Below are 21408 nucleotides of genomic sequence, written 5' to 3'. Positions count from 1 at the left end.
CATATAAAAAGTACAGAATCTCTTTAATCATTATTTATTTATCGTAAAACAATAAATATTTGTTGAATTATATAAAATACGCTGTTATAGTTATGTCGTCGACACATTTGTTAGGTACTGGTAATTATGTAGATAAAGGGGATTGTGAAAATGTTGGTTAAACAGAGAATTAACATCATCGATGGTATAAGGGGATTTAGCTTATTAGGAATTCTTTTGGCAAATCTACTCATTTTTCAGTTTGGAATCTTTGGGAAGGACGAAATTCAATATTACAAGTTATCAACAGCTGATACATATGCTTATTACTTTACAAAAGTGGTGATTGAAGGCGCATTTCTTCCTATCTTCATGTTCATTTTTGGGTACTCGCTTATTCTTATGCGTAACAAGTTAAAGGAAAGAAACAAACGTGTAAAGTGGCATCTGTTCAGAAGATTTGCTTTACTGATGACTCTTGGGATCTTGCATAGCACGTATTTATGGGAAGGAGATATTCTTTTTGTATATGGGCTTATGGGTCTTCTGCTTTTAGTCATGGTAAATCGCAAACCAAAGACACTATTGATTTGGGCTACTCTACTATTCTCTCTTCTCTTCATTGGTTCCCTGTTTGAGGCAGAAGAAATTAAAATGATCCGTGCTGACAAGATAGATTTATATATGCAACAGACACAGAAAATCTATGGATCAGGAACGTACTCAGAAATAAGAGCACACAGTCTTGATGACAAAATGCTTGATATGAGTGGTGGTGAAGCAGCCTTCATGTTATTTTTAACTCCTTTTGTTCTTAGTCCGATGTTTCTAATTGGTATGTATGCAGCACATAGAAAATGGCTACAAAACACGTCTTCTAAGATCAAACAGTTCACAATCCTAAGTGGTTTATTTATACCAATCGGACTCTTACTAAAAGCTACCCCTCTACTCAGCAAGCAGTGGGATTATCGTTTAGACATGAGTATGATCGGAGGAAGTATGCTTGCGATCGGTTATATCAGTCTGTTCGTTTACATGTACAACCTCCAGAAGTTCAAAGGTTTCTTAAGTGGTTTTGAAAGTATGGGAAAACTATCATTAACAAATTACCTCATGCAATCTATAATTTGTACATTTCTATTTTACGGCTATGGTTTAGGTTGGTTTGGTGATCTTGGTGTAATTCTGGCTACTGTAGTAGGTGTTATTATCTTTGGAACTCAAGCATTCCTTAGTTCCGTTTATTTAAAACATCTGCCCATCGGTCCCGTTGAATATCTTGTACGCTTGGTCGTCTACTTAAAGATACCTAAGTTCAAAAAACATACTTCTTTAGAGGATGATTATAGAAAAGCGATATAAATAAAGATAGCTGTCTACACAGAGACAGCTATCTTTTGTTTCATGATTATTTCTCATCTAGGCGATCCGCTATTCTTTTTAGTGATTGATTCATTCGATACAGCATGACCAATACAAAGGTTCCTACAGCTATTGGAAAAGTAAAAGTAAATAAGCCCATAAACGCTAGCCCAGATGCTCCACCCATACACTCACCACCTCATTCAAGTTTAAAAATTAAATAGGACCTTTTTCAGAATATCTTCTTCCCAATTCTGATCATACGTAATTTCAACAACTTCACATAACTCTTTATGTAACTTTTGAAATTGAGGTAAGATGTTTATTAAGACTCGTAACATGTCCTCTTCGTTTGAATTGTAGCGCCATTCAGATAGAAGCATGCGCTGCCAGTCAGCTAACGGACTCCTCATTCCTTCAACCTTAGACCAATCAGCAAAGTTATTTGGCTGTAGACCTGCCATCATATACCATCCAGACACCATAGAATAGATCCCGTTTTCTAAACATTGTTTTGCGTATGAGAGTTCACCCCGCATGACTCGCCTATAGAACTCATGAACGTATGCGAAGAATTTAGTACGCCAAATCTCTACTTCTTCTATCGTTGGTGAGTAGGATAGCTGAAGTGATTGTTGCTTTATTGAGTTTACATGACCTTCAGGATCGTAAACTATTTTTAAATGCTGCATCCATATAGAAGGCTGAAGATCTTTTTTCTTGTAATAGAAAGTATCCACTTTAATAAAGAAGTCATAATGAGCGATAGAATAGTTTGTCCAAGGAAAATCTTCATAGAAAAGAACTTGCCCCCAATTGGCCGCTCTTTTCTTTTTATTCTCTCGAAACTTCTCAAAAACGGCGTCTCGCACGACAACACGAAGATCAATATCTGAATAGAGATCTGTGCTTTCTTTTCCGATCGACCCGCCATAAAAAACGGCTAAAACATTTTTATCTGCCACTAGGTCTTGTTCTATAGTTCTCATTAATTTTTTCCGCTGTAACGGCAGTTCTCCATCCCTCTTCTGATAAAAATTCCGTAAAGCTTCAAATCCCACTCATCGAAAACCAGCTCCCTATTATCATCTTCATTTCATATTTCTCTTAAAGGAGGATGGTACCTTCTAATTAGATAAAAAAGGTTTTTCAAATAAACATTAGAAATGGTTAATTGTTAAAAAAAATCCAACCTTAATTAAAATGGATCGTCTTTAGTTAAATGACTTTTTTATGAGGGATGCAGATGAAACAAAAACCATTACAGAATCAAATATATGATTACCGTGAAGAAGAATTACAACGCATTATAAAGCAGTATGGCGAAAGCATCTTACGACTTTGTTATTCCTATGTTAAAGATCAAGCAAAGTCTGAGGACATTCTTCAAGATACGATGTTAACGGTTTACTTACAGATGGACGATCTACGTGAGAAACAAGCGATTAAAAGCTGGATCTATCGAATTGCTATAAACAAATGCAAAGATTATTTAAAGAGCTGGCATTACAAACAATTGAAGCTTTCTCATATTCTATCTTTCACAGCCTCTAATGAAAAATCGATAGAGTTGAAGTTAATTATCCAAGATGAATCAGAGCAACTCGTTCAAGAGATTATGAAGCTTAAGCCTAAGTATAGAGAAGTTATCCTCTTATTTTATTATGAAGAACTAACGCTGCAAGAAATTGAACAAGTTCTTAAATTAAAGTCTACAACGGTCAAATCAAGACTCTATCAAGCCCGACAACTTCTTAAAAGTAGATTAGAAAAATGGGGGGAATCTACATTTGGAAGATAAACTACAAAATCTAAAAAAACATATGGATCAGCGCGTATATAGACATATTAAGCTCACCTCGCAAATGGAAAAAAGGATTTTACTAAGTATTAAAGAGAAAAAAAATGTTAAACCCTCGTTCTTTTTTGCTAAATACCTTATGATTACGGCGCTAGTCCTACTTATCATGACAACTACCATACCATTTCTCGTTTCAAAAACAGGAAATAATTCGTCAACAAGTTATTTGTCCATTCCGTTTTTAACAAAAGCGGAAAATTTGGCTAAACAAAAAGGATTTACCGATGAAATTTATAACCTTCAACAAAGTGAAAAGTCCTTCTCCATGGAAGTGATGATTTCAGACCACGGTGAAATAACTGATTACAAGAAGGATGTAGAAGAGGTGTTAACAACATACTCAAGACTCTATCAAGAGCTTTACCCACAACGAAAAAACATATGGGATATAAAAAATGTGACTGTATACCTTTCAATTTATAGAGAAAACCCAGCTGCTTATGATAACGGGAATGCAAATAACTACATACTGATTGCACACAAACCTGCAGGATCAATCGGTATTGAATGGAGCATGCCTGAAGATGAATAAAGTAATTAACTGGGTCAAACATTCATTATCCACATGTATTCAACTATTATTGTCATTAGCAGGGATTATAGCATTAGGTGCTACACCGGCCCTTTTTAATGGACTTTCGTTAAATATCACACAATATTTCCAAGCATTCGGTAACCTAGTTGCAAGTTTACTTGAACCTTCTACTTTAACGTATTCCTATTATAAAGTTGTACGTCCGTTATTTCCTGAAATCTTAATCAGATACAAAGAATCTATAACTATATTTGCTAGCTCATTTATCTTCTCATTAGTACTAGCGGTACTTATCGTTTATTGTCTTACCTGTTTTAATCCTAGAATTGTAAACAAAGTTAAGCAGAGTCTTGTGTACCTTGAAGCTTTACCAGATATTTTAATCATTATGATCTTACAGTTGTCTATCGTTTGGTTGTTTAAAAAAACCGGAATACTCGTTGTGGAAGTTGCAGCGGCTGGCGATCAAAAGATAAGAGCACTTCCAATCATTTGTTTAAGTATTCCTACAACCATAATGTTTACGAAAATTTTACTTTTTCATACAGAAGAAGAGTATGAAAAGCCATATGTATCACTTGCAAGTGGTAAAGGTTTAAGTCATTTCACTGTATTTTTCAAACATGTGTTAAGAAACGTCTTACTCCGCTTCTTCTTTTTTACAAAAACCAACATTTGGTTTATGTTATCCAACCTTTATATTATTGAATATTTTTTTAACTCTATTGGGATATTCATTTTTGTAAAAGACTATAACAGTATCGAAACTTTTACAGTAGCATTATTACTCATCTATGTACCTATTTTTATTTATTTCCAGCTGTTCAGACTATTCAATTCACATCTGCTAAAAGAGGTCATCTAATATGTGGTATTGTTTCATACGCCAAAAAAGAGCTGTAATTGCTCTTCTGTTTTTAATAACTCTTGTAGTATTAAGTATTGGAAATTCAGTTTTCTATGATGGCGAAATCAGGCGTGTATCCTTACTTTTTGATGCAAATGGAACAGTGAGTGCTGCCCCATTTGCACCGTCAGCTGAATTCTTATTAGGAACGGACCGTAAAGGGTATGATTTGCTTCATCTCATCATTGAAGGCGCAAAGTGGACAATAGGGGCTGGGCTACTTATCACTTTCATGCGTATTTTTATTGGCTTATTACTAGCGATAACCCTTGCTAAATTTAACAAACCACTTTTCAGAAGCTTTGAATCTTTTTTTGATAGTTTTTCAGTTATTCCAATGACTATGATTTCCTATTTCCTCTTGCAACACGTCCTAACGTTTAGTAACGGTACTACACCAGAACCCTTTTATCTAAGGGTTGGCTTTCAGATGATGATCTTAATCATATTCGCCGTTCCGACAATTACGTTTTATTTAGGAAATGAAATAAAATTATTACTCGATGAAGAATTTGTTCGTTCTGCAAAAATATTAGGTGGCCGTTATCCTCATCTTTTAAGAAAACATATTGCCCCTCACCTCAATCCCATACTTATCATCTTGTTTCTGCAACAATTCATTCAAGTTCTTGTCATCTTAATACACTTAGGAGTACTACAAATATTTTTTGGTGGAACCATTGTCTTTCATGGGGGAGATATTGATTCTGTTACTCATGAGTGGACGGGTTTACTAGGGATGTATTATCCATCGTTTATGTCGCATCCTTGGATTCCACTTGTCCCCATTCTTTTTTTCACATTAACCATAATCGCATGTACATTTATACTTTCCGGACTAGAGAGGGCTTACCTTTTTTCTAAACAAAAAAGCTTTAGAGATCATACAAAGCCCATTGAGGTAATCCCGGTTGCGTCATCTTTTTCATTTGTTAAAGAGACGAAAAAAGCTCATTTCCCCTAAGGGGTAATGAGCTTACTTGCATTTTAGAATCCGTTGTTATTTGAGAAAGAAAAACTCCTAATTTCTGTTTAGATTCGTACGTTTTTGTGCCTGCCAAACGTGAATCATACTAGGGACCCCAACGCTCATACTCACGATGAAACTCCACATCACGAAGCGCCATTCACCGGAATAAATAGCGATTATTATAAAAAACAACAGCTGTCCTATAAGAGCAAATAACGCAGCAATCCAAGCTAGTGTAAGGTTTTCCTTCATTTCATCTCTCCTAGTGGAAAATGATTTAATACATGAAGTCATGCCATATGTGCCTACACTTTAATTTTAACATAATTATCCAATTAGTTGTTAGTATTACTTTTATTCCTCTTTTACCTTTAATCCTAGCAATGTTGAAAACACGATAGCCTGTTCTCGAGATACTGTGCATCCCTTTAAACTTGTGATGTCCACATTAATGTTATTGAATTTACAAGTACTAATATCAATCCCAGTTAATGCCGTTTCTGTAAAATCGATTCCCTCGATATTACACGTCTCAAATTTCACTTTATTAAGTTTTGTTTCATAAAAGTTAGCATTTTTAAGCGAAGATTGATCGAACAAAACGGGTTTAAGATCTGTTTCTACAAACTCACTCATGTCTAACATGCAGTTCTCAAACGTTACATTTCTAAGATTCGCCTTTTCGAAGTCTACACCCATCAGCTTACATTCTTTAAAATGAACGCGATAAAGGATACCTTCTTTAAAATTTGTGTTGGAAAGATCACAGTTTTCAAATACAACATCGGTCATGTCCACTTTATAAAAACTGGAGTGGATTAGTGTCACATTATTAAATTTCACTTTGGATAGGATGAGTTTGTCGATTTCTTCATTCTCTAAAAAAGCTCCCGTTATCGAGCAGTCGTGAAGATAAGGATCTTCCTCCAAATACAAATCCCGAAATCTTGCTTCTTCTAAATCTCCCTGAATTTTTGGCAGATCCACCTTGAATTTCTTTGTCATTTTCTTCACTCCATTACGTAATCTCATTAAATCAAGCTTACAGAAGTAAAAAAATAAATAGTAGTCTTTTCTTTTCTTTGATTTTCTGTGCAATGAAAAAACCGCTGAACAAAAATAGTCAGCGGTTCTCTTATATATTAATATGCTCCTTGAGAGTAGGTAAGCTCATAACTATGCGTATAGATTTCAAAGATGTTGCCGAATGGATCTTCTACATAGACCATTTTATAAGGCTTTTCGTTCGGATAATATTCACGAATTGGCATGCGCTGTTTGCCGCCATACTCTTTAATTTTAGCTACAATTCCTTCAATATCCGGATCTTGGATGCAGAAATGGAACAAACCTGTTTTCCAATATTCAAAATTATTTTCAGGCTTTTCGTTATGAGGAAACTCAAAAAGCTCTACTCCAATCTTGTCACCTGTTGCTAAATGTGCAATTCGAAATGTTTCCCAGTCATCACCGAAAACATCACGGCACATTTGACCGATTGGTGTATCGTCATTCTCTACATCTGAAGGCTCCATGATAACGTACCATCCGAAAACCTCTGTGTAAAATTTAATCGCTTCTTCTAGATTTGGCACGGACAATCCAATATGAGAAAATGTTCTTGGATAGATTGGCATATTCATCTTCCTCCCTATTTTTGTTGATTACAGGAATCATTATACCCAGACACTCTCCTACTATGTAAGAACGCACTTTAAAGTGACATACTATCCTAGAAGTAAGAAAGGATGTTAGTTTCGTGAAAATATCAACACATGACGATGGCAAGCTAAAATGTTCAATTGAATATACATTACAAAAAATCGGTGGTAAATGGAAAACGGTTATTCTATGGCACTTAGGTATAGATGGTACTTTACGATACAACGAATTAAGAAACCTGTTGTCAGGAGTGACACATAAAGTTCTTTCTCAGCAATTAAAGGAACTTGAAGAAGACGGATTCATTGATCGGAAATCGTACAATACAGTACCTCCGAAGGTAGAATATACATTGACTGCATTCGGTTCGACAATAATGCCCATTTTAAAACAGATGCATGAATGGGGAACAGAGCACGGAGATTTAGCATAACAAAAGGAGGTTCAGTGCTCTAAACCAACGGCCTGCCTCCTTAAGCTTGTTTAAATTTGTGATAAGCTTTTTCGAATTGTATGTTGTAGTGAATTACATAGCGGATCATCACTAATTCCTATGAAGAGGCTTTTTAGCAGGGACTTACAGTTAGCCATAACGAACCAATACTTTTCAGATGACAATTCTTCTTTTTGAGATTTTAAAAGGCCGGGAATTTCTTCAACAAATTGTTTTAATTCTTCAAACCCTACCTTTTTATTCAGCATAGTAAGAACAGCTGTAACAACGCGATCATCTTCTCCATGCAAAAATCCAGTCGGAGTCGTACAATATTTTTTCAAAAGAATTTCAATGATAGGAAAGTTTTCAACTTCGGCAATTTTTTCACTCTTGATCAATTCATCACATGTATCCGCCACATGAGCAATGCTGTGTGCCCAACCTTTTACGGGTACATAACCTCTAACATCTCGTTCCAGCTCTATGTACTTCTTGATTTCATTTTTCACTTCAATGAGGGTGTTTTTTGGAAGAAAATCCACTTCGATATCTTTATTGATGATGACCGCTATCAATATCGTTGTGAAAGCACGGGTGAAGACAGAATCTGTCCCACTTTCGCCGATTCCTTTAAATAAAAGGTGCGTTACACTATAATCTAGAAGTTTCTTTAATGTCTCGTAGTCGAGTAGATCGTGGATAATTGACATATAAAACGATCGATAAACCATCTCTCGTAGATCACTACTAGGTGACCCAATATGTAGAATCATCGCATCTAAAACAACTTCCTGATCTACATCTTCCCATGTCTTTTCCTTGTTATTTATTGAAGTCAAAAGCCTTAATAATTCGCTTTCTTCAACCGTTTTGTCGCTTTGGAACAAAGTAGTCATAATCTTTCTACCCCCATTTAGTATTTCTATATTTTCATTATACAAAAAGATGGTATAATACAGGTTTATTTTTGGAAAAATTTGTTTAACTCGTTACAATTCTGTGGAAAGCTTGTTAGTTGTTATTGGAATTTTGGATACAATGATACAATAAAGAAAATGAATCGAAAGAGTGAATGCACTTGAAAAAATATATAATTGTTGCGATATCTATATTGTTTTTAGCAGGCTGTAGTTTTAACAAACAAGAGACTACAAACAACATCTTTTTAATTCCAGAAGGCTTCGAGGGCTCTATCTTTACGTTCTATAACATGCCAGACGAACCCGCTTTAAAAAAAGAAGATGATTACACAGTAATTCCTGTAAAAGAAAAGACTTTGGATGTACTAAAAGATACTGAGATCAGTCAGTATGGTGTTTCATTCACCTCAACGAAGGACATGATCTATGGAGTTGTGAATGATAAATATTATTATGTTGATAAAAATGGCAAGCGAAAAGAAATCAACGACCAGTGTATCAGTCTTGGATCAAACGGTGGTTTTTCAGGTAGAAACGGTGAAGATATTAAGTATTCCGTTATTCAAGTAACGTCTTCTAGTTGTGGTCCTTCTTTTAAAGAAAATGGAAGAAATGATTTTAATGCGCAAGTGAACCATGTAGGAAAATATTATTTTCAAAAGCTGGCAATAAAGAAATAAGTTGCGGTGAGGGAGAATTTAAAAACCTCCTGCACCCTTTTTTTATTTAGCATTCTTCCCACCCCATGACATGCTAAGATCAGCATGAAATAACTTCAGAAAGTGAATAAATGTTACCGTTTCCATACTACCTTGTGCTGTTTCATTTAAAATTTATGTGTTGACAAGTCTAAGATACAGCCTATATAGTAATCCATATTATTCTGAATAATCATTTTGATAAAAGCAACGAACGGGAGTAGTAAAAGTCATTTTGTAGTCTAGAGAGCTGCGGGTTGGTGGAACGCAGTCTATGAAAGCTTTGAACTCGCCCTGGAGCAGCAAGACAAAAAGAACGCGTTCTCGATGTTTTGACGATTAACCTTCGTTAACAGGTTCTACAAGCAGGATTCTATGACGAATCAACAAGAGTGGTACCGCGGTCAGCCAAAGGCTTATCGTCTCTTTTCTCACAACTGAGATCAGAGATGGTAAGCCTTTTTTTGTTATTTGTTTTATAGATTCTAACATCACTTTAGGAGAGGTTATGAAGATGAAAAAAAGCACAGAGAACTTACAACGAACGATGACTTCTCGTCATATTATGATGATGGCTCTTGGAGGCAGTATCGGAGCCGGCCTTTTTAAAGGCAGCAGTGCGGCTATTGATTCTGCTGGTCCCTCTGTTGTTATAGCCTATTTAATCGGCGGAATCATTTTATTGTTTGTGATGCAAGGTTTAGCAGAGATGGCTGTTCAAAACAGTGGTGCCCGAACGTTTCGTGACCTTGTTCAATCTGTATTAGGCATGTTCCCCGCTTATTTTCTTGATTGGATTTATTGGAAGATGTGGGTGCTAAACATTGCGGCAGAAGCTGTGGTGGCAGCGATATTTCTTCAATACTGGTTCTCGGATACGCCGATTTGGCTGCTAGCCTTTTTGGTTTCAATCGCCGTTACGATCGTAAATCTGTTATCCGTTAAAATATTTGCTGAGACGGAGTACTGGTTAGCCCTTATTAAGATCAGTGTGATCGTCATTTTTATTCTTTCAGGACTTTTGCTGTTATTCGTTTCGTTTGGTGACCATGTTGCACCGAATTTCACGAACTTAACGGATCAAGGTGGATTTTTCCCGAACGGTTCAGCTGGTCTTATGACAGCTATGTTAGTCGTTATCTATTCGTATGGTGGAACGGAGATTATCGGTGTAACCTTAGCTGAAACGAAGAATCCAGAAAAAGTAGTACCACAAGCTGTTCGCAGTACGTTAACTCGTATCATAGCCTTTTACTTGTTTCCGTTCTTTATCATTGTTGGCTTAATTCCTTGGGATCAAGTAAATGGCGGGAATGAAAGTCCTTTTGTCATGGTGTTTCAGATGATTGGAATTCCTGGTGCTGATCATGTGATGAATGGTGTGATTCTGCTTGCGATCATCTCATCCATGAACTCAGGGTTATACGGTTCATCACGTGTGTTGTATACACAAGCCGTTGATGGTCGTGTTCCTAAGATTTTCGCTCGACTTTCATCTAAGAAAGTTCCTTTTATCGCGATTTTGATGTGTACAGCTTCTCTATATGCAGGTGTACTCATTTCTATTTTTGCGGGCAGTAAAACGTTCAACTATCTTATGGGATCACTTGGCTACACCGTATTGTTTATATGGTTAATCATTGCCTTTGCACATTTAAAGTCACGAAATAAGAATGAACAGCTTTCCGGGTATTATGTAAAATGGTTTCCTTATACCACTTGGATTGCTATTCTATCTTTATTTGCAATACTGATCGGCATTGTACTCACCACGTCAATTAAGATCACTAGTGTAACACTAGGCATTTATATATTAATAAGTGCAACGTATGTGTTTAAAAGAAAATCACTTAACTCGAATCAAGAAAAGATGGCGAGTTAACAAAAGAAAACGCTCGTAACCGAGCGTTTTCTCCTTACCTTTTAGCACCTGTATTCATCGCTACTTTATTTAACCTTAGTTTATCAATCTTTGCTTCTAGTGATCGTCTACGTGATAAGAAGATGCATGAAGCAATAATCAACATACCTCCTAGAATCGTTTGACCATCTGGAATCTCTGACCAGAATAAAAAGCCCCAAAAAGCGTTAAAGACGATTCCAATGTAACGGGTAACCTCTACAACAACGACATTTTCATGCGTAAATGCACTTGTTAAGAATAACTGTCCTACTAAAGATACAACACCGATACAGATCAGATAAAACAGCTCTAAAGGTGAAGGTACAACAAATTGGTTCCACATTAAAGGTATACTAACTAACGTTGCTGTAGCGAGAAAATAGAATACGATCTCATAAGCATGATGTCTGCTGCTTAAATACCGAATAGAAGTGGCAGCACAAGCTGCGAAAAAAGCACCTCCTACACCAATTAGCGCATACATGGAATAGGATGAAAACTCCTGTGGTTTAATCAGTAAGAGCGCCCCTGCTAACACGACAGGAAGAATATAGAGAAGCGTCTTCGTTAGTTTTTCTTTCAAAAACAAACCTGCTAATACTACGGCAAAAATGGGAGACAGATGGGCCAGGATACTAGCATCTGCTAATGGAATTTTTGCGATTGTATAAAAATAGGCTAATAGATATAACGCTCCAAAGACTCCCCGAACCATAAGCATTGGTACACCGGTTTTTGAAAAGGCGACCTTTTTCTTTTTCATAATAATAAAGATGATGATGGTTCCTATCAAACTTCTAAAAAATACACTTTCTGAATAAGGGATATTTAAACTAACTGCCTTAACGAGTGCATTCATAATACTGAAAACAAAGGAAGATAGGATGGCGAGCAAAACACCGTTTTTCATGAATAACGCCTCTCTCTTTCCTTCATGATGTCTGTTACTTCTCGCAATGAAGATAGTCTTCTAGCTTCAATCAATGACTCTGTTATTCCTAACATCTTTTCAATCTGTTGACTCTCTAATTCAAAATTCTTTATGAGCATCTTCATCTCAGGCATTGATATCCCTAACTTCTCTGCAAGACCATAGATTAGGATCAATTTTTGGTAGTCTTCAAAGGGGATCCTAGGGTTACTCCACACTCCCTCAATCTCCTCCTGTGCTTTTTTAAAGGGAACTGCTGAGAATTCAAAATATCTTCCTTCATGATCAGGAATTGAAAACGGATCGATTAGAATGGTAGCATAGCGTATATAGAGCAGATACTCCTGTCTGACCTCCTCATATTCTGAAAAGTTATCAATATCTTCTCTTGGTATAGATTCGATTGGAACTGGATAATTATCGTCATTTAAAAACTTTAATAAATTAATGGGATCCGCTCCTAATTCTTTTATTAAAGTTGAGATTTCTTTCCAGAGCCGTACCATTGTTTTTATTCTTTGCTGTGTGATTGGCCCTTCAGGATACAACTTATACATATACTTCTTATCTTTAGGTTGAACATCGAATATTTCATTTAAAGTAAATGTATTTAAAAAGAAGGCTGGATGCACATATGTTGTAATATTTCTGCATTCCGCATCGAGCGGATGATCAACGATCACCCCATCAATATTCAACGATTTTAGAAATTCTTTCAGGACACCTACCATACGGCTTTTGCCTTTTGAAGAACCTAAGTAAATCCGTTTTTTAAATGCTTTCGTATGAGCAGTGACTGCAGAATCAGCATGAAATTTAGTTGCAGCATAATAAGTTGACATACTGATTACTTCAACTGTTTCTTTTGGCATCAAACTTTTTACTAAATCGTTTGAACCAATGTTAGGAGCTAGTAGGATTATGGTTCTTACTCGCTTTAATTCTGCAGTTTGAAGTGACTTCATTACATTTGCATAACTCGTACAGGGAGTTGCTAGAATTATGGTCTCCCATTCATCACGTAAACGGGATACATCATCAAAAAAACAATCAATCTTTGCAGTTGATTCCGCCTCTTTACCTTGAATAGTCAGGCTAACTTCAAAATTATTATGAATCAGTTCTTTTTTTATACGTTGCGCATGTACACCAGGGCGATTATACAGTCCTATCCTTTCACTAAAACCTGAATATAGTTGGACGGCTGTCTGAATAGCAGCTGGCCCAGCGCCTGCAATTAGGGTATTCCCTAAGTCGCTTGGCCTAATATCATTCATGATTTCACTCACTTCCTTCATTACATTCATATATTCATTTTCTCTAAGACCATCGTGTCATAGATACCTTCTGATCTCTTTACACTCTTCAGTTCCCAATCGTTAGTCAACTTCATCTCTAACGGATAGTTAAAGATTGATTTTAAACCGTTTCCATATCGGAGTATAACTTTTGTATGAGGCTGTAATAAATCCTTTATTTCATTCAGTACTTCCCGTTTGTTTCTAACTAGAGAAGCGATTAATACATGAGTCGTTCTTTTAGCAAAAGGCACATCGGTTCGAACGGACTTAGAAAATCTAACAGTTTCTTGAAGTCCTGTAATCTCAGAAACTTTTCTGCCCATCTCAACCGCTTCTTCGTCAATGTCTATACAATGAACTTCTGCATTCTTTTCACTCGCAATGGTAAGAGCGGAGATGGGAAACGCTCCTGAACCTATAAATAACACTTTTGAATTCTCGTTAATATGTAATTCATCTAATTCTTGTTTCACCGTTTGTGAAAGTGTAGTTATGTATTCACTTGCATTCAATTGATGATTACATGTTCGCAAACTCTGATATTTTTCCATCTCACAAAGAGCTTGTACGGAAGCTTCCCGCAGCTTTTCAGATAAAAACACTATGTCCTTATCTTCACCCCACTCTCGCCATCGATGCAGGTTAGTAGGATCTGTCATAAAATGATGAAGACTATCCAGTTTTACTTTTAATAGCTCATAACACTCATCACATTCTTTGGCAAACTTTGAAAGTTCATTGATCTCATACTCAGTGACTTTCAAAGATAGTAATAATTGAAATCTCTCTTTCACTAGAACCTCCATACACTTTATTGTAAATCGTAATTATTACGATTTAATTTTTACATAATATCATCACTTCATCACACGAGTCAATGATAATTATTCTTGAACGTTACAATCACTGCACTTTTACCTAAAACAAAAAAAGCACTGCTAAATGTGCAGTACTTTTAATGAGGTCATTATTTTACCTTAGCAATTGAAGAAGGTTTCGATTCTTTTCCTAAAGTATCAATGGATGTAACATAATAATAGTAACTCTCTGCATTTTCATCTGTGAAATTCTTTCTTTCATGAGCAGAGATGCTTCCAACTTGTTCGAACTTCCCATCTTTTTGTTCACTTCTATAAATTCGATAACCAACGATGTTATCCTTTCGAACAGCATGCCAGGTTACAAAGCTTCCGTTAACCTCCACATTCTCAGGAGCTTCAGGCGGTGTAACGGGTTTTTCAACGTTTTCTTTCTTTAATTCAGCAAATACAACAAGTCGTTCTTCGTGTGTACCTTCTGTTCGATCAAAAACCCCAGAGCAAGTAATTAGATTCAGATTCTGGCCACTAGTAGTTTGAAAGATCTCATTGATAGGGGCTGAGTTTCTCTGATAGCTTTTTTGTTTGTTCACCACAAACGTCAGTGCTGCTCCATTTTTATCGGTAATAATGATCTTATCACCCTGCTTTAATTTCTTGAGATCAAAGAAAATAGCTGGCCCAGTTTTGCTATCAACATGTCCTGCCAAAACTGAGCTTCCTCTTCCACCAGGTTTTGCACCCGGTTCAAACCATCCTACACTATTCGTATCTTCTGGAACACCCATCTGTCCGTTTTCTAAAATACCTACCTGCTCAATAGGTGCTTTAACATTGATTGCGGGAATCTCAATGCGAACAGGAACAATGCCTCTCATTTCCGCAGACTCTTTTGCTTGAGCTTCAGTCAGCTTTTTTACTTCGGACTTTAAAAGTGTGAACTCTTTTGCTAAAGGACTCTTAGTTGTATCAGGTGTTTGTGTTGCATTCTCCAGGTTGGATTCAATACGCTCTCCTTTAGATTTCTCTTGTAGAGAAGAAGCTTGAGATGGAAAGATTCCGTAATTGTAAGCTGCCAGGACAAAACAAAGCAGACTGCTGATGGAAAGAAAGATGATTTTTTTCATGTGATCATTACACCTCTTTTATAAAAAAGAAGAGAGGTTTCCCCCTCTCCATATATGTTTTAATTACTGATTAGTTGACTTTCTTCTGAATAAGAATAGTGCTGACATTGCTAATAGTGAGCCAAGACCAGTCAGAGCAATTGCAGAAGCAGATGTAGATTCACTCGCTCCACCGAATCCTGTCTTCGGCATATCTGAAGGCATTTCACTTTCTGCAAACTTGTCTGGCATTTGAGTTACAATCGCACCACCCAATGCTTGACCTACACCAAACATATATTTGTATCCTTCACGGAATGAAGCGTATGATGCATCATAATCTCCTGCCACGTATTGATCAAATGTTTGTCTTACTAGGTCTTCGTGTGCTTTGATCGCTTTTTCAGCATCAGCAGCTGGCAGATTTTCAGCCGTTGCCGCTCCTAAGAATGCTCCGAAATCCATTGCAAACTGATCAAGTTTTGCTTTTGCTTCCTTGGCTTTTGCCTCATCACCTTCTAGTGTTGCTGCAACGATTTCAGATTGTGCGTTGATATGGTTTCCTTGCCAAACTTTTTCAAACTGTGCTGCTCCTTCTTCACCATAGATAGAAGCGATAGCTGCTTTGAAATCAGCTGTATGAGCATCTTCAGCCCAGCTTACAAAATCATAATCTTCCTTCTGGTCAAATCCTTTTTGCATGCCTGTCGCAGCTAATGCAAAGTGTTCTGCAGCTAAGCTGTTCAGTGCTGAACGTAGGTCTGCTGCTGGTGTGTCAGATTTCGTGTTTTCAAATTTCTCAGGCATTTGTGTAGTGATTGCTCCTGATAAAGCATCACTGATGACGTACATGTGTTTATAACCTTCACGGAACGTTTCGTTCGCTTCTTTATAATCGCCTTCTACATAGTTATCAAACACTTCTAATACTTGAGCTTCGTGCACTTTTACTGCTTCTGTAGCAGCTTCTTTTGGAAGTTTACCTTCTGTTGCTGTACTTAAGAACGTTGAGAACTCTTCAACGAATTCCGCTACTTCTTTTTCAGCATCTGCACGAGCATTTTCATCTTTTTCCTTTGCTGCGTTTACAAGATCATCTGTGTAGTTGTTGTGTTCTCTAAAGATTCTCTCGAATTCAGCTGCACCTTCTTCACCGTATACAGATGCAATTGCAGGCGTCATATCTAGAGCGTTCTGATCTAGAGCTTTGTTGGCTGCTTCAGCATCCTTCGCTCCATCGTACGATTTAGTCATAGCCGTAACAGCTAAGACAAAGTGCTCAGATAATAGATAATCCAAGTCAGCTCTTAACTGAGAAGCTGGTGTGTTCACCGTTGGTTTCTCAGCTGCTTGTACATTTCCAGCAGTAGGAATCAGTAAGGATACGCTTAATGCGGGTACGATTAGTTTTTTCAAGTTCATAATAAGTTCTCTCCCTTGTCTCTAGAAATTTTTGAAGTTAGCTAACTTTCTTATCTAGATAACGGGAGGTTTTTCAGTTTGGATCACTTTTTATAACATTTATTTATTATTTTCGAGTTTTTGTTACGGTGTTAGATAGGGAAAACACTTAAAAACCCCATTACAACGGGATTTTCCAATCAAATAAAAGGTAGTTATTTCACTTCTTCAATTATGGATTCACCAGAGCTTCCCTCAACCCATCTCCATTTTTCATACAATCTAATCCTTCCATCACTCAAGATCTCAGGTTGTGAAACACATGCCCCACCCCTTATTTCATCAGATGTGTTCACATGATTGTATCTGAAGTTCAAGCTGCCATCTTCATTAGATATTCCGATTAACGTGCCTTTTAAGATATCTCCACCTCCGTAGGAAGCAGTCACGATATTCCCCTCTTGTTTGTAGTGAAACGTTGTTTGTGAGGATACTTCACCGTTCGAAGAGTTTTGAACTGACACGAATATTTTTCCGTCGTAATTAATCATCTTTAAACCACCTTTTTAGAATATTCACATAAGTTAACATAGAAGTTCGATTTTTCCCAGTAAATGATATTCATTAGAGTAATGCTAGGCTGGCAGACATATTGTTAGATTTCATCATTGAAGGGAGTTTACTTCATGTATGATCACTTAAAAAAACTGCAAAAAAAACACCTCACAAAAGCAAGTGAAGTCTTAACGAATTCGTTTATTGATAATCCAATGTTTGTGTACTTTTTTCCTATCCCGAATAAAAGGAGAAAAATTTTACGTTCTGTCTTCCCTATGGTCCTTCGTATTCTGCAATCTAACGGCTCACTATATGTAACTTCTGATCATGTAGAGGGACTCTTTTGTGTATCTCAGCACGGAGAGAAAACAAAGCTAGGAAAATCAATACTTGCTGCTCTATCATGCGCATTTCGTCTGCCCGGTGTTTTCATACAACTATCTATAGTAGATTTTTTGAGAAAAGCGAGCCGTTTACAATCATCTAACAGCAAACTTAACTATTATAAGAATAACTATAAAAACTTTCTGTTGGTAGATTCAGTATGCGTAGACCCACTCCACCGACATCAAGGTCACATGACCACTATGATGAGTGCCGCTGTTGCAGAAACCAACGAGAAAAGAACCTTTTGTTTGCTTCAAACAGAAACAGTGCAAAATGTGAGAATCTATAAGCACTTAGGTTTTTCACTCGTTGAAGAGATTACGAGTGATGAGATTCCTTTCTCTACTTTTGTAATGATCTATGATCCATTTGGCTTAACGACAAATAGAGAACTAGATACATAAATACTAGTTCTCCTTGCTTCATTTACATCATTTTCAAATTCAATTAATCATCATCGTCTTTAAGAAGCTCTTTCATCATTTTCTCTCTATTATTAAAAAAGTACTTGGTTACTTGAAAGTGATCTGTAGATTCATAATCTATGGTAGATATCTTTCCATCATCGAAACTTAGTATATCTGCATTCGGATAACCTAATAAAATCGGAGAATGAGTCGCAATTATAAACTGCGTATCACCTTGGGTTGTTAGATCATGAATAATCTTTAAGAAAGTGAGTTGTCTTGAAGGTGAAAGGGCCGCCTCAGGTTCATCTAGTAAATAGATCGCTTTTCCTTTAAAACGATTCAAAAAAAGAGATAGGAAGGATTCACCATGAGATTGTTCATGTAGGGACCGCCCTCCATAATCACGGAATCCTGTATTGTCTACTTCCTCTAGATGAGTAGCAAAGCTGTAGAACGATTCTGCACGTAAAAAGAACCCGTTCGATACTTTCGGCAACCACGAAAGGCGAATATAATCTTCTAGATCTGATTCCGAAGCGTACACGTCGTACATATTGTTGCGACCACCACCTGCTGTATGAAAATCACACTTATCCGCGATCGCTTCTAACAGTGTCGATTTCCCCGTTCCATTCTCTCCTACAAAAAAAGTCACGTTCTTTTCGAGATGTATCTCATCCAGTTTACTGATTGCAGGAATAGAGAACGGAAACTCTTCAAATGATTTAATTTCATCACATAAAAGCTTTATTCTTTTTAAAAACATTAGCATCACCTATTAAAAAGTATAACAAACGAGATCAGCCATTCACTGCTTCAGTCATAATTGTAGCGATTATCATCGTTATCTGTCCAATCAAGATGATAATCTGTCCGATCTAGAGGCTAATCTGTCCAATGTCTGATATTATCTGTCCAATCTAAAGGATAATCTGTCCAATCAAGATGATAATCTGTCCGATCTAAAGAGGAATATGTCCAAACTTGGGAATAATCTGTCCAATTACAGCTCAGTGCCTAATCCATCCCCTTCTTGCAATACTGCAAGATAGCTAATCCCCCAATGACGTGATAAACTAATTTCTTGGTTAGCCTCTTTTTTATTATTCATTTAACAAAGTGAACTACTTATGATTCTGTCATTTTTTTACGAAGGAGGACATATATGAGAAAACAAATTATGACCGCTTTATTGCTAGTAACTGTTCTGGCTGCGATGGAAGGTACGATTGTGAGTACAGCCATTCCACGTATCACGAGCGATCTTTCCGGCATTGAACTGGTGAGCTGGGTTTACGCGGTTTATATGCTGGCTACTGCCGTATCGACTCCGATCTATGGAAAGCTTGCGGATTTATTCGGCCGGAAAAAGGTAATTCTTGCAGGTATTATTCTATTTTTGATAGGCTCTGCTCTTTGCGGAATCGCCATGTCAATGGAACAACTCATCTTCTACCGTGCTATTCAAGGGCTCGGTGCTGGTGCAGTTATGCCGATTACGATGACAATCATTGGAGATTTGTATGCTGAGGCAAAGGAAAGAGCGAAAGCACAAGGCTGGATCTCAGCAGTATGGGGAGTTTCCGGGGTTCTTGGACCCTTAGCTGGTGGTTTTCTTGTTGACACGCTTTCATGGCGCTATATTTTCTTCTTAAATATCCCGTTCGGACTTCTTGCTTTCTTCATACTCGCAACAAATTACAAAGAAAAGCTTACAAAAGGTAAACCTTATATTGATTATTGGGGAGCTGTCACGTTTTCCCTTGCTACGATCGCTTTTCTATATGCGCTTTTAACAGGCAGCCAAACTCAAGAGTGGAGCAATCCTATAATTATGGGACTATTCTTAACTGCGATCCTGCTTTATGTACTGTTTGTATATATAGAAAAAAAATCACCTGAACCACTCATTCCACTTAACCTTTTCACCAATAAGAGTGTGTTGATCGTAAACTCACTCACATTGATTTCTGGTGCTGTCGTTATTTGTATAACGATTTATTTGCCGATATGGAGCCAAGGAGTTATGGGGAAAACGGCTACACAAGCTGGTTTTGTTTTGATGCCACTTCCTGTTATGTGGACTTTAGGTTCACTTGTTGCTGGCAACTTAGTAGGACGGTTAAAGGATAATTGGATTATTACTCTTGGAATAAGCGTAGTAAGTATGGCTTCATTACTTTTCTATCTGTTAGACGCTCATTCTCCAACATACTTAATCTATGTTGCATCTGGTGTTCTAGGGCTCGGTATGGGACTTATCACACCTATATACATGCTTATTATCCAAGCATCTGTACCCTCCAACAAACGCGGGGTAGCTGTAGCATCCAATACGTTTACGAACACATTCAGCCAGACGCTCGGATCTGCTGTTTTCGGAACGATTTTTAACTTGATTACCATCTCTAAAGCTGAAAAAGCGGGACAAGACCTTGATTTGAACGCTTCTTTTGAACACGGTGGTGAACTAAAAGCTAGCCAATTGGGTCAACTTCAAGAAATAATTGCTTCTGGGGTTCATGCTATTTACGGTGTTACGCTTCTTTTAACCGTAATCGGAATTGGAATCTCATTTCTACTACTGAAATATAGAAATGAACAGAACGAACAGATTCATTCTTCTAGCATTCGATAAATTATTTTTTTCTTTTAGTTGTCAATGATGAAGGCTTCGGCAAGCCTTCATCCATTTATTTCAAATTGAACACGTGTATACACTATGTTACAGTAGGCAATAAGTTAATAAAGTTAAAAATATAAGGTTTTAATATATAAAAATCAAGTAAAATGAGACGACACTTAATAAGAAGTGTCGTCTTTTCATTTACTTTAGGAGAATGATTATGAATAACAATAACAACTTTGAGATCTACGAACTGATTAAATTTGTTAAAAATTTTAAAGAATCATTTCTTCATGATGAAAAACTGAATTATCTTCAAATAGAAACGATGATTTATTTGCTTGAGAATCAAAATCAAACAATAACTGCACTTGCTAAAAAAATCGATACAACTCCAGCTTCAACTTCTACTCTTATTGATCGACTTGCTAAAAAAGGAATGGTCGATCGGCAATATACAGAATCTGATCGCAGAAAAGTCTATGTATCATTAACAGAGAATGGTTCACAGGAAATCACTAGGTTGCTGGTTAAAAAAAACGAAATTATTTCTTCATCACTTTCACCATTAACATCTGAAGAAAAGCTTTCTTTTACAAAGTTAAACGAGCTTTTCAAGAAAATTAATGACTAA

At 36.8% G+C, this 21408-nt stretch carries 24 protein-coding genes and 1 other annotated feature; of the genes, 11 read left to right on the top strand and 13 right to left on the bottom strand.

Annotation, left to right across the window (positions count from 1 at the left end):
* Window positions 1–150 precede the first annotated feature (150 nt).
* Window positions 151–1344, top strand: coding sequence for a DUF418 domain-containing protein (locus IHV09_RS02940; protein ID WP_197263575.1), 1194 nt, complete (start codon window positions 151–153; stop codon window positions 1342–1344).
* A 46-nt stretch (window positions 1345–1390) separates the two neighbouring features.
* Here the strand turns inward: IHV09_RS02940 and IHV09_RS02935 are convergent, their stop codons facing one another.
* Together IHV09_RS02935 and IHV09_RS02930 are read right to left on the bottom strand one after the other, a co-directional pair.
* Window positions 1391–1531 (bottom strand): hypothetical protein, encoded by a 141-nt coding sequence (locus IHV09_RS02935; protein WP_197263574.1) that lies wholly within the window; start codon window positions 1529–1531, stop codon window positions 1391–1393.
* 22 nt (window positions 1532–1553) lie between these two features.
* On the bottom strand, window positions 1554–2333 hold the full coding sequence (locus IHV09_RS02930; protein ID WP_197263573.1) for an aminoglycoside 6-adenylyltransferase: 780 nt from the start codon (window positions 2331–2333) through the stop codon (window positions 1554–1556).
* 257 nt (window positions 2334–2590) lie between these two features.
* Here IHV09_RS02930 and IHV09_RS02925 point away from each other — a divergent pair, with 257 nt between their 5' ends.
* Genes IHV09_RS02925 through IHV09_RS02910 form a run of 4 tightly spaced genes read left to right on the top strand, consistent with a single transcriptional unit; the run spans window position 2591 to window position 5611 of the window.
* Window positions 2591–3145, top strand: coding sequence for a sigma-70 family RNA polymerase sigma factor (locus tag IHV09_RS02925; RefSeq protein ID WP_197263572.1), 555 nt, complete (start codon window positions 2591–2593; stop codon window positions 3143–3145).
* On the top strand, window positions 3135–3737 hold the full coding sequence (locus tag IHV09_RS02920) for a hypothetical protein (protein WP_197263571.1): 603 nt from the start codon (window positions 3135–3137) through the stop codon (window positions 3735–3737). Before IHV09_RS02925 ends, IHV09_RS02920 begins: the two co-directional genes overlap by 11 nt.
* A complete protein-coding gene (locus tag IHV09_RS02915) occupies window positions 3730–4605 on the top strand; it encodes an ABC transporter permease subunit (RefSeq protein ID WP_197263570.1) in 876 nt (291 codons plus the stop codon). The genes IHV09_RS02920 and IHV09_RS02915 overlap by 8 nt, the downstream gene beginning before the upstream one ends.
* Before the next feature lies 1 nt (window position 4606).
* Complete coding sequence (locus IHV09_RS02910; protein ID WP_197263569.1) at window positions 4607–5611, top strand: ABC transporter permease subunit; 1005 nt, start codon at window positions 4607–4609, stop codon at window positions 5609–5611.
* A 57-nt stretch (window positions 5612–5668) separates the two neighbouring features.
* On the opposite strand, the gene IHV09_RS02905 is transcribed toward IHV09_RS02910, so the two are convergent.
* The 3 genes from IHV09_RS02905 to IHV09_RS02895 form a co-directional block, all read right to left on the bottom strand.
* Window positions 5669–5869: a hypothetical protein gene (locus IHV09_RS02905; RefSeq protein ID WP_197190547.1), complete on the bottom strand. Its 201-nt coding sequence runs from the start codon at window positions 5867–5869 to the stop codon at window positions 5669–5671.
* 102 nt (window positions 5870–5971) lie between these two features.
* Window positions 5972–6622, bottom strand: a complete 651-nt coding sequence (locus IHV09_RS02900; RefSeq protein WP_197263568.1) for a pentapeptide repeat-containing protein — start codon at window positions 6620–6622, stop codon at window positions 5972–5974.
* 137 nt (window positions 6623–6759) lie between these two features.
* On the bottom strand, window positions 6760–7254 hold the full coding sequence (locus IHV09_RS02895) for a lactoylglutathione lyase family protein (protein WP_197127247.1): 495 nt from the start codon (window positions 7252–7254) through the stop codon (window positions 6760–6762).
* Window positions 7255–7376: 122 nt separating this feature from the next.
* On the opposite strand from IHV09_RS02895, the gene IHV09_RS02890 reads away from it, so the two are divergent.
* Window positions 7377–7712 (top strand): winged helix-turn-helix transcriptional regulator, encoded by a 336-nt coding sequence (locus IHV09_RS02890; protein WP_370568782.1) that lies wholly within the window; start codon window positions 7377–7379, stop codon window positions 7710–7712.
* A 50-nt stretch (window positions 7713–7762) separates the two neighbouring features.
* On the opposite strand, the gene IHV09_RS02885 is transcribed toward IHV09_RS02890, so the two are convergent.
* Window positions 7763–8611 carry a DUF2785 domain-containing protein gene (locus IHV09_RS02885; protein WP_197263567.1) on the bottom strand — a complete coding sequence of 283 codons (849 nt, stop codon included), beginning with the start codon at window positions 8609–8611 and terminating at the stop codon, window positions 7763–7765.
* Window positions 8612–8793: 182 nt separating this feature from the next.
* Here IHV09_RS02885 and IHV09_RS02880 point away from each other — a divergent pair, with 182 nt between their 5' ends.
* Together IHV09_RS02880 and IHV09_RS02875 are read left to right on the top strand one after the other, a co-directional pair.
* Window positions 8794–9315 (top strand): DUF6843 domain-containing protein, encoded by a 522-nt coding sequence (locus IHV09_RS02880; RefSeq protein WP_197127245.1) that lies wholly within the window; start codon window positions 8794–8796, stop codon window positions 9313–9315.
* Window positions 9316–9534: 219 nt separating this feature from the next.
* Window positions 9535–9763: a binding site (T-box leader), on the top strand.
* An 84-nt stretch (window positions 9764–9847) separates the two neighbouring features.
* Entirely contained in the window at window positions 9848–11215 is a 1368-nt protein-coding gene (locus IHV09_RS02875; protein WP_197263566.1) for an amino acid permease, read from the top strand.
* Between the two features lie 34 nt (window positions 11216–11249).
* Here the strand turns inward: IHV09_RS02875 and IHV09_RS02870 are convergent, their stop codons facing one another.
* The 6 genes from IHV09_RS02870 to IHV09_RS02845 form a co-directional block, all read right to left on the bottom strand.
* A complete protein-coding gene (locus IHV09_RS02870; RefSeq protein WP_197127243.1) occupies window positions 11250–12146 on the bottom strand; it encodes a DMT family transporter in 897 nt (298 codons plus the stop codon).
* Window positions 12143–13474: an opine metallophore biosynthesis dehydrogenase gene (locus IHV09_RS02865; RefSeq protein WP_197263565.1), complete on the bottom strand. Its 1332-nt coding sequence runs from the start codon at window positions 13472–13474 to the stop codon at window positions 12143–12145. The genes IHV09_RS02870 and IHV09_RS02865 overlap by 4 nt, the downstream gene beginning before the upstream one ends.
* On the bottom strand, window positions 13471–14262 hold the full coding sequence (locus tag IHV09_RS02860; RefSeq protein ID WP_197263564.1) for a nicotianamine synthase family protein: 792 nt from the start codon (window positions 14260–14262) through the stop codon (window positions 13471–13473). The genes IHV09_RS02865 and IHV09_RS02860 overlap by 4 nt, the downstream gene beginning before the upstream one ends.
* A gap of 173 nt (window positions 14263–14435) precedes the next feature.
* Entirely contained in the window at window positions 14436–15413 is a 978-nt protein-coding gene (locus tag IHV09_RS02855; RefSeq protein WP_197263563.1) for a class F sortase, read from the bottom strand.
* Window positions 15414–15476: 63 nt separating this feature from the next.
* Window positions 15477–16814 (bottom strand): copper amine oxidase, encoded by a 1338-nt coding sequence (locus IHV09_RS02850; protein WP_231618111.1) that lies wholly within the window; start codon window positions 16812–16814, stop codon window positions 15477–15479.
* Between the two features lie 194 nt (window positions 16815–17008).
* Window positions 17009–17344, bottom strand: coding sequence for a n-acetylglutamate synthase (locus IHV09_RS02845; protein ID WP_197127239.1), 336 nt, complete (start codon window positions 17342–17344; stop codon window positions 17009–17011).
* 135 nt (window positions 17345–17479) lie between these two features.
* Between IHV09_RS02845 and IHV09_RS02840 the strand changes: the two genes are divergently transcribed.
* On the top strand, window positions 17480–18142 hold the full coding sequence (locus IHV09_RS02840; protein WP_197127238.1) for a GNAT family N-acetyltransferase: 663 nt from the start codon (window positions 17480–17482) through the stop codon (window positions 18140–18142).
* A 43-nt stretch (window positions 18143–18185) separates the two neighbouring features.
* Here the strand turns inward: IHV09_RS02840 and IHV09_RS02835 are convergent, their stop codons facing one another.
* Entirely contained in the window at window positions 18186–18914 is a 729-nt protein-coding gene (locus IHV09_RS02835; protein WP_197263562.1) for an AAA family ATPase, read from the bottom strand.
* A 399-nt stretch (window positions 18915–19313) separates the two neighbouring features.
* Between IHV09_RS02835 and IHV09_RS02830 the strand changes: the two genes are divergently transcribed.
* Both IHV09_RS02830 and IHV09_RS02825 read left to right on the top strand, forming a co-directional pair.
* Entirely contained in the window at window positions 19314–20786 is a 1473-nt protein-coding gene (locus IHV09_RS02830; RefSeq protein ID WP_197263561.1) for an MDR family MFS transporter, read from the top strand.
* A gap of 208 nt (window positions 20787–20994) precedes the next feature.
* Window positions 20995–21408 carry a MarR family transcriptional regulator gene (locus IHV09_RS02825; protein WP_197127235.1) on the top strand — a complete coding sequence of 138 codons (414 nt, stop codon included), beginning with the start codon at window positions 20995–20997 and terminating at the stop codon, window positions 21406–21408.

It is taken from the genome of Fictibacillus sp. 23RED33 (assembly GCF_015903925.1).
In the GTDB taxonomy this organism is placed as follows: Bacteria; Bacillota; Bacilli; order Bacillales; family Fictibacillaceae; genus Fictibacillus; species Fictibacillus phosphorivorans.
Note: the sequence above shows the minus strand (reverse complement) of the source record. Positions and strands in the feature narration are given on the sequence as shown.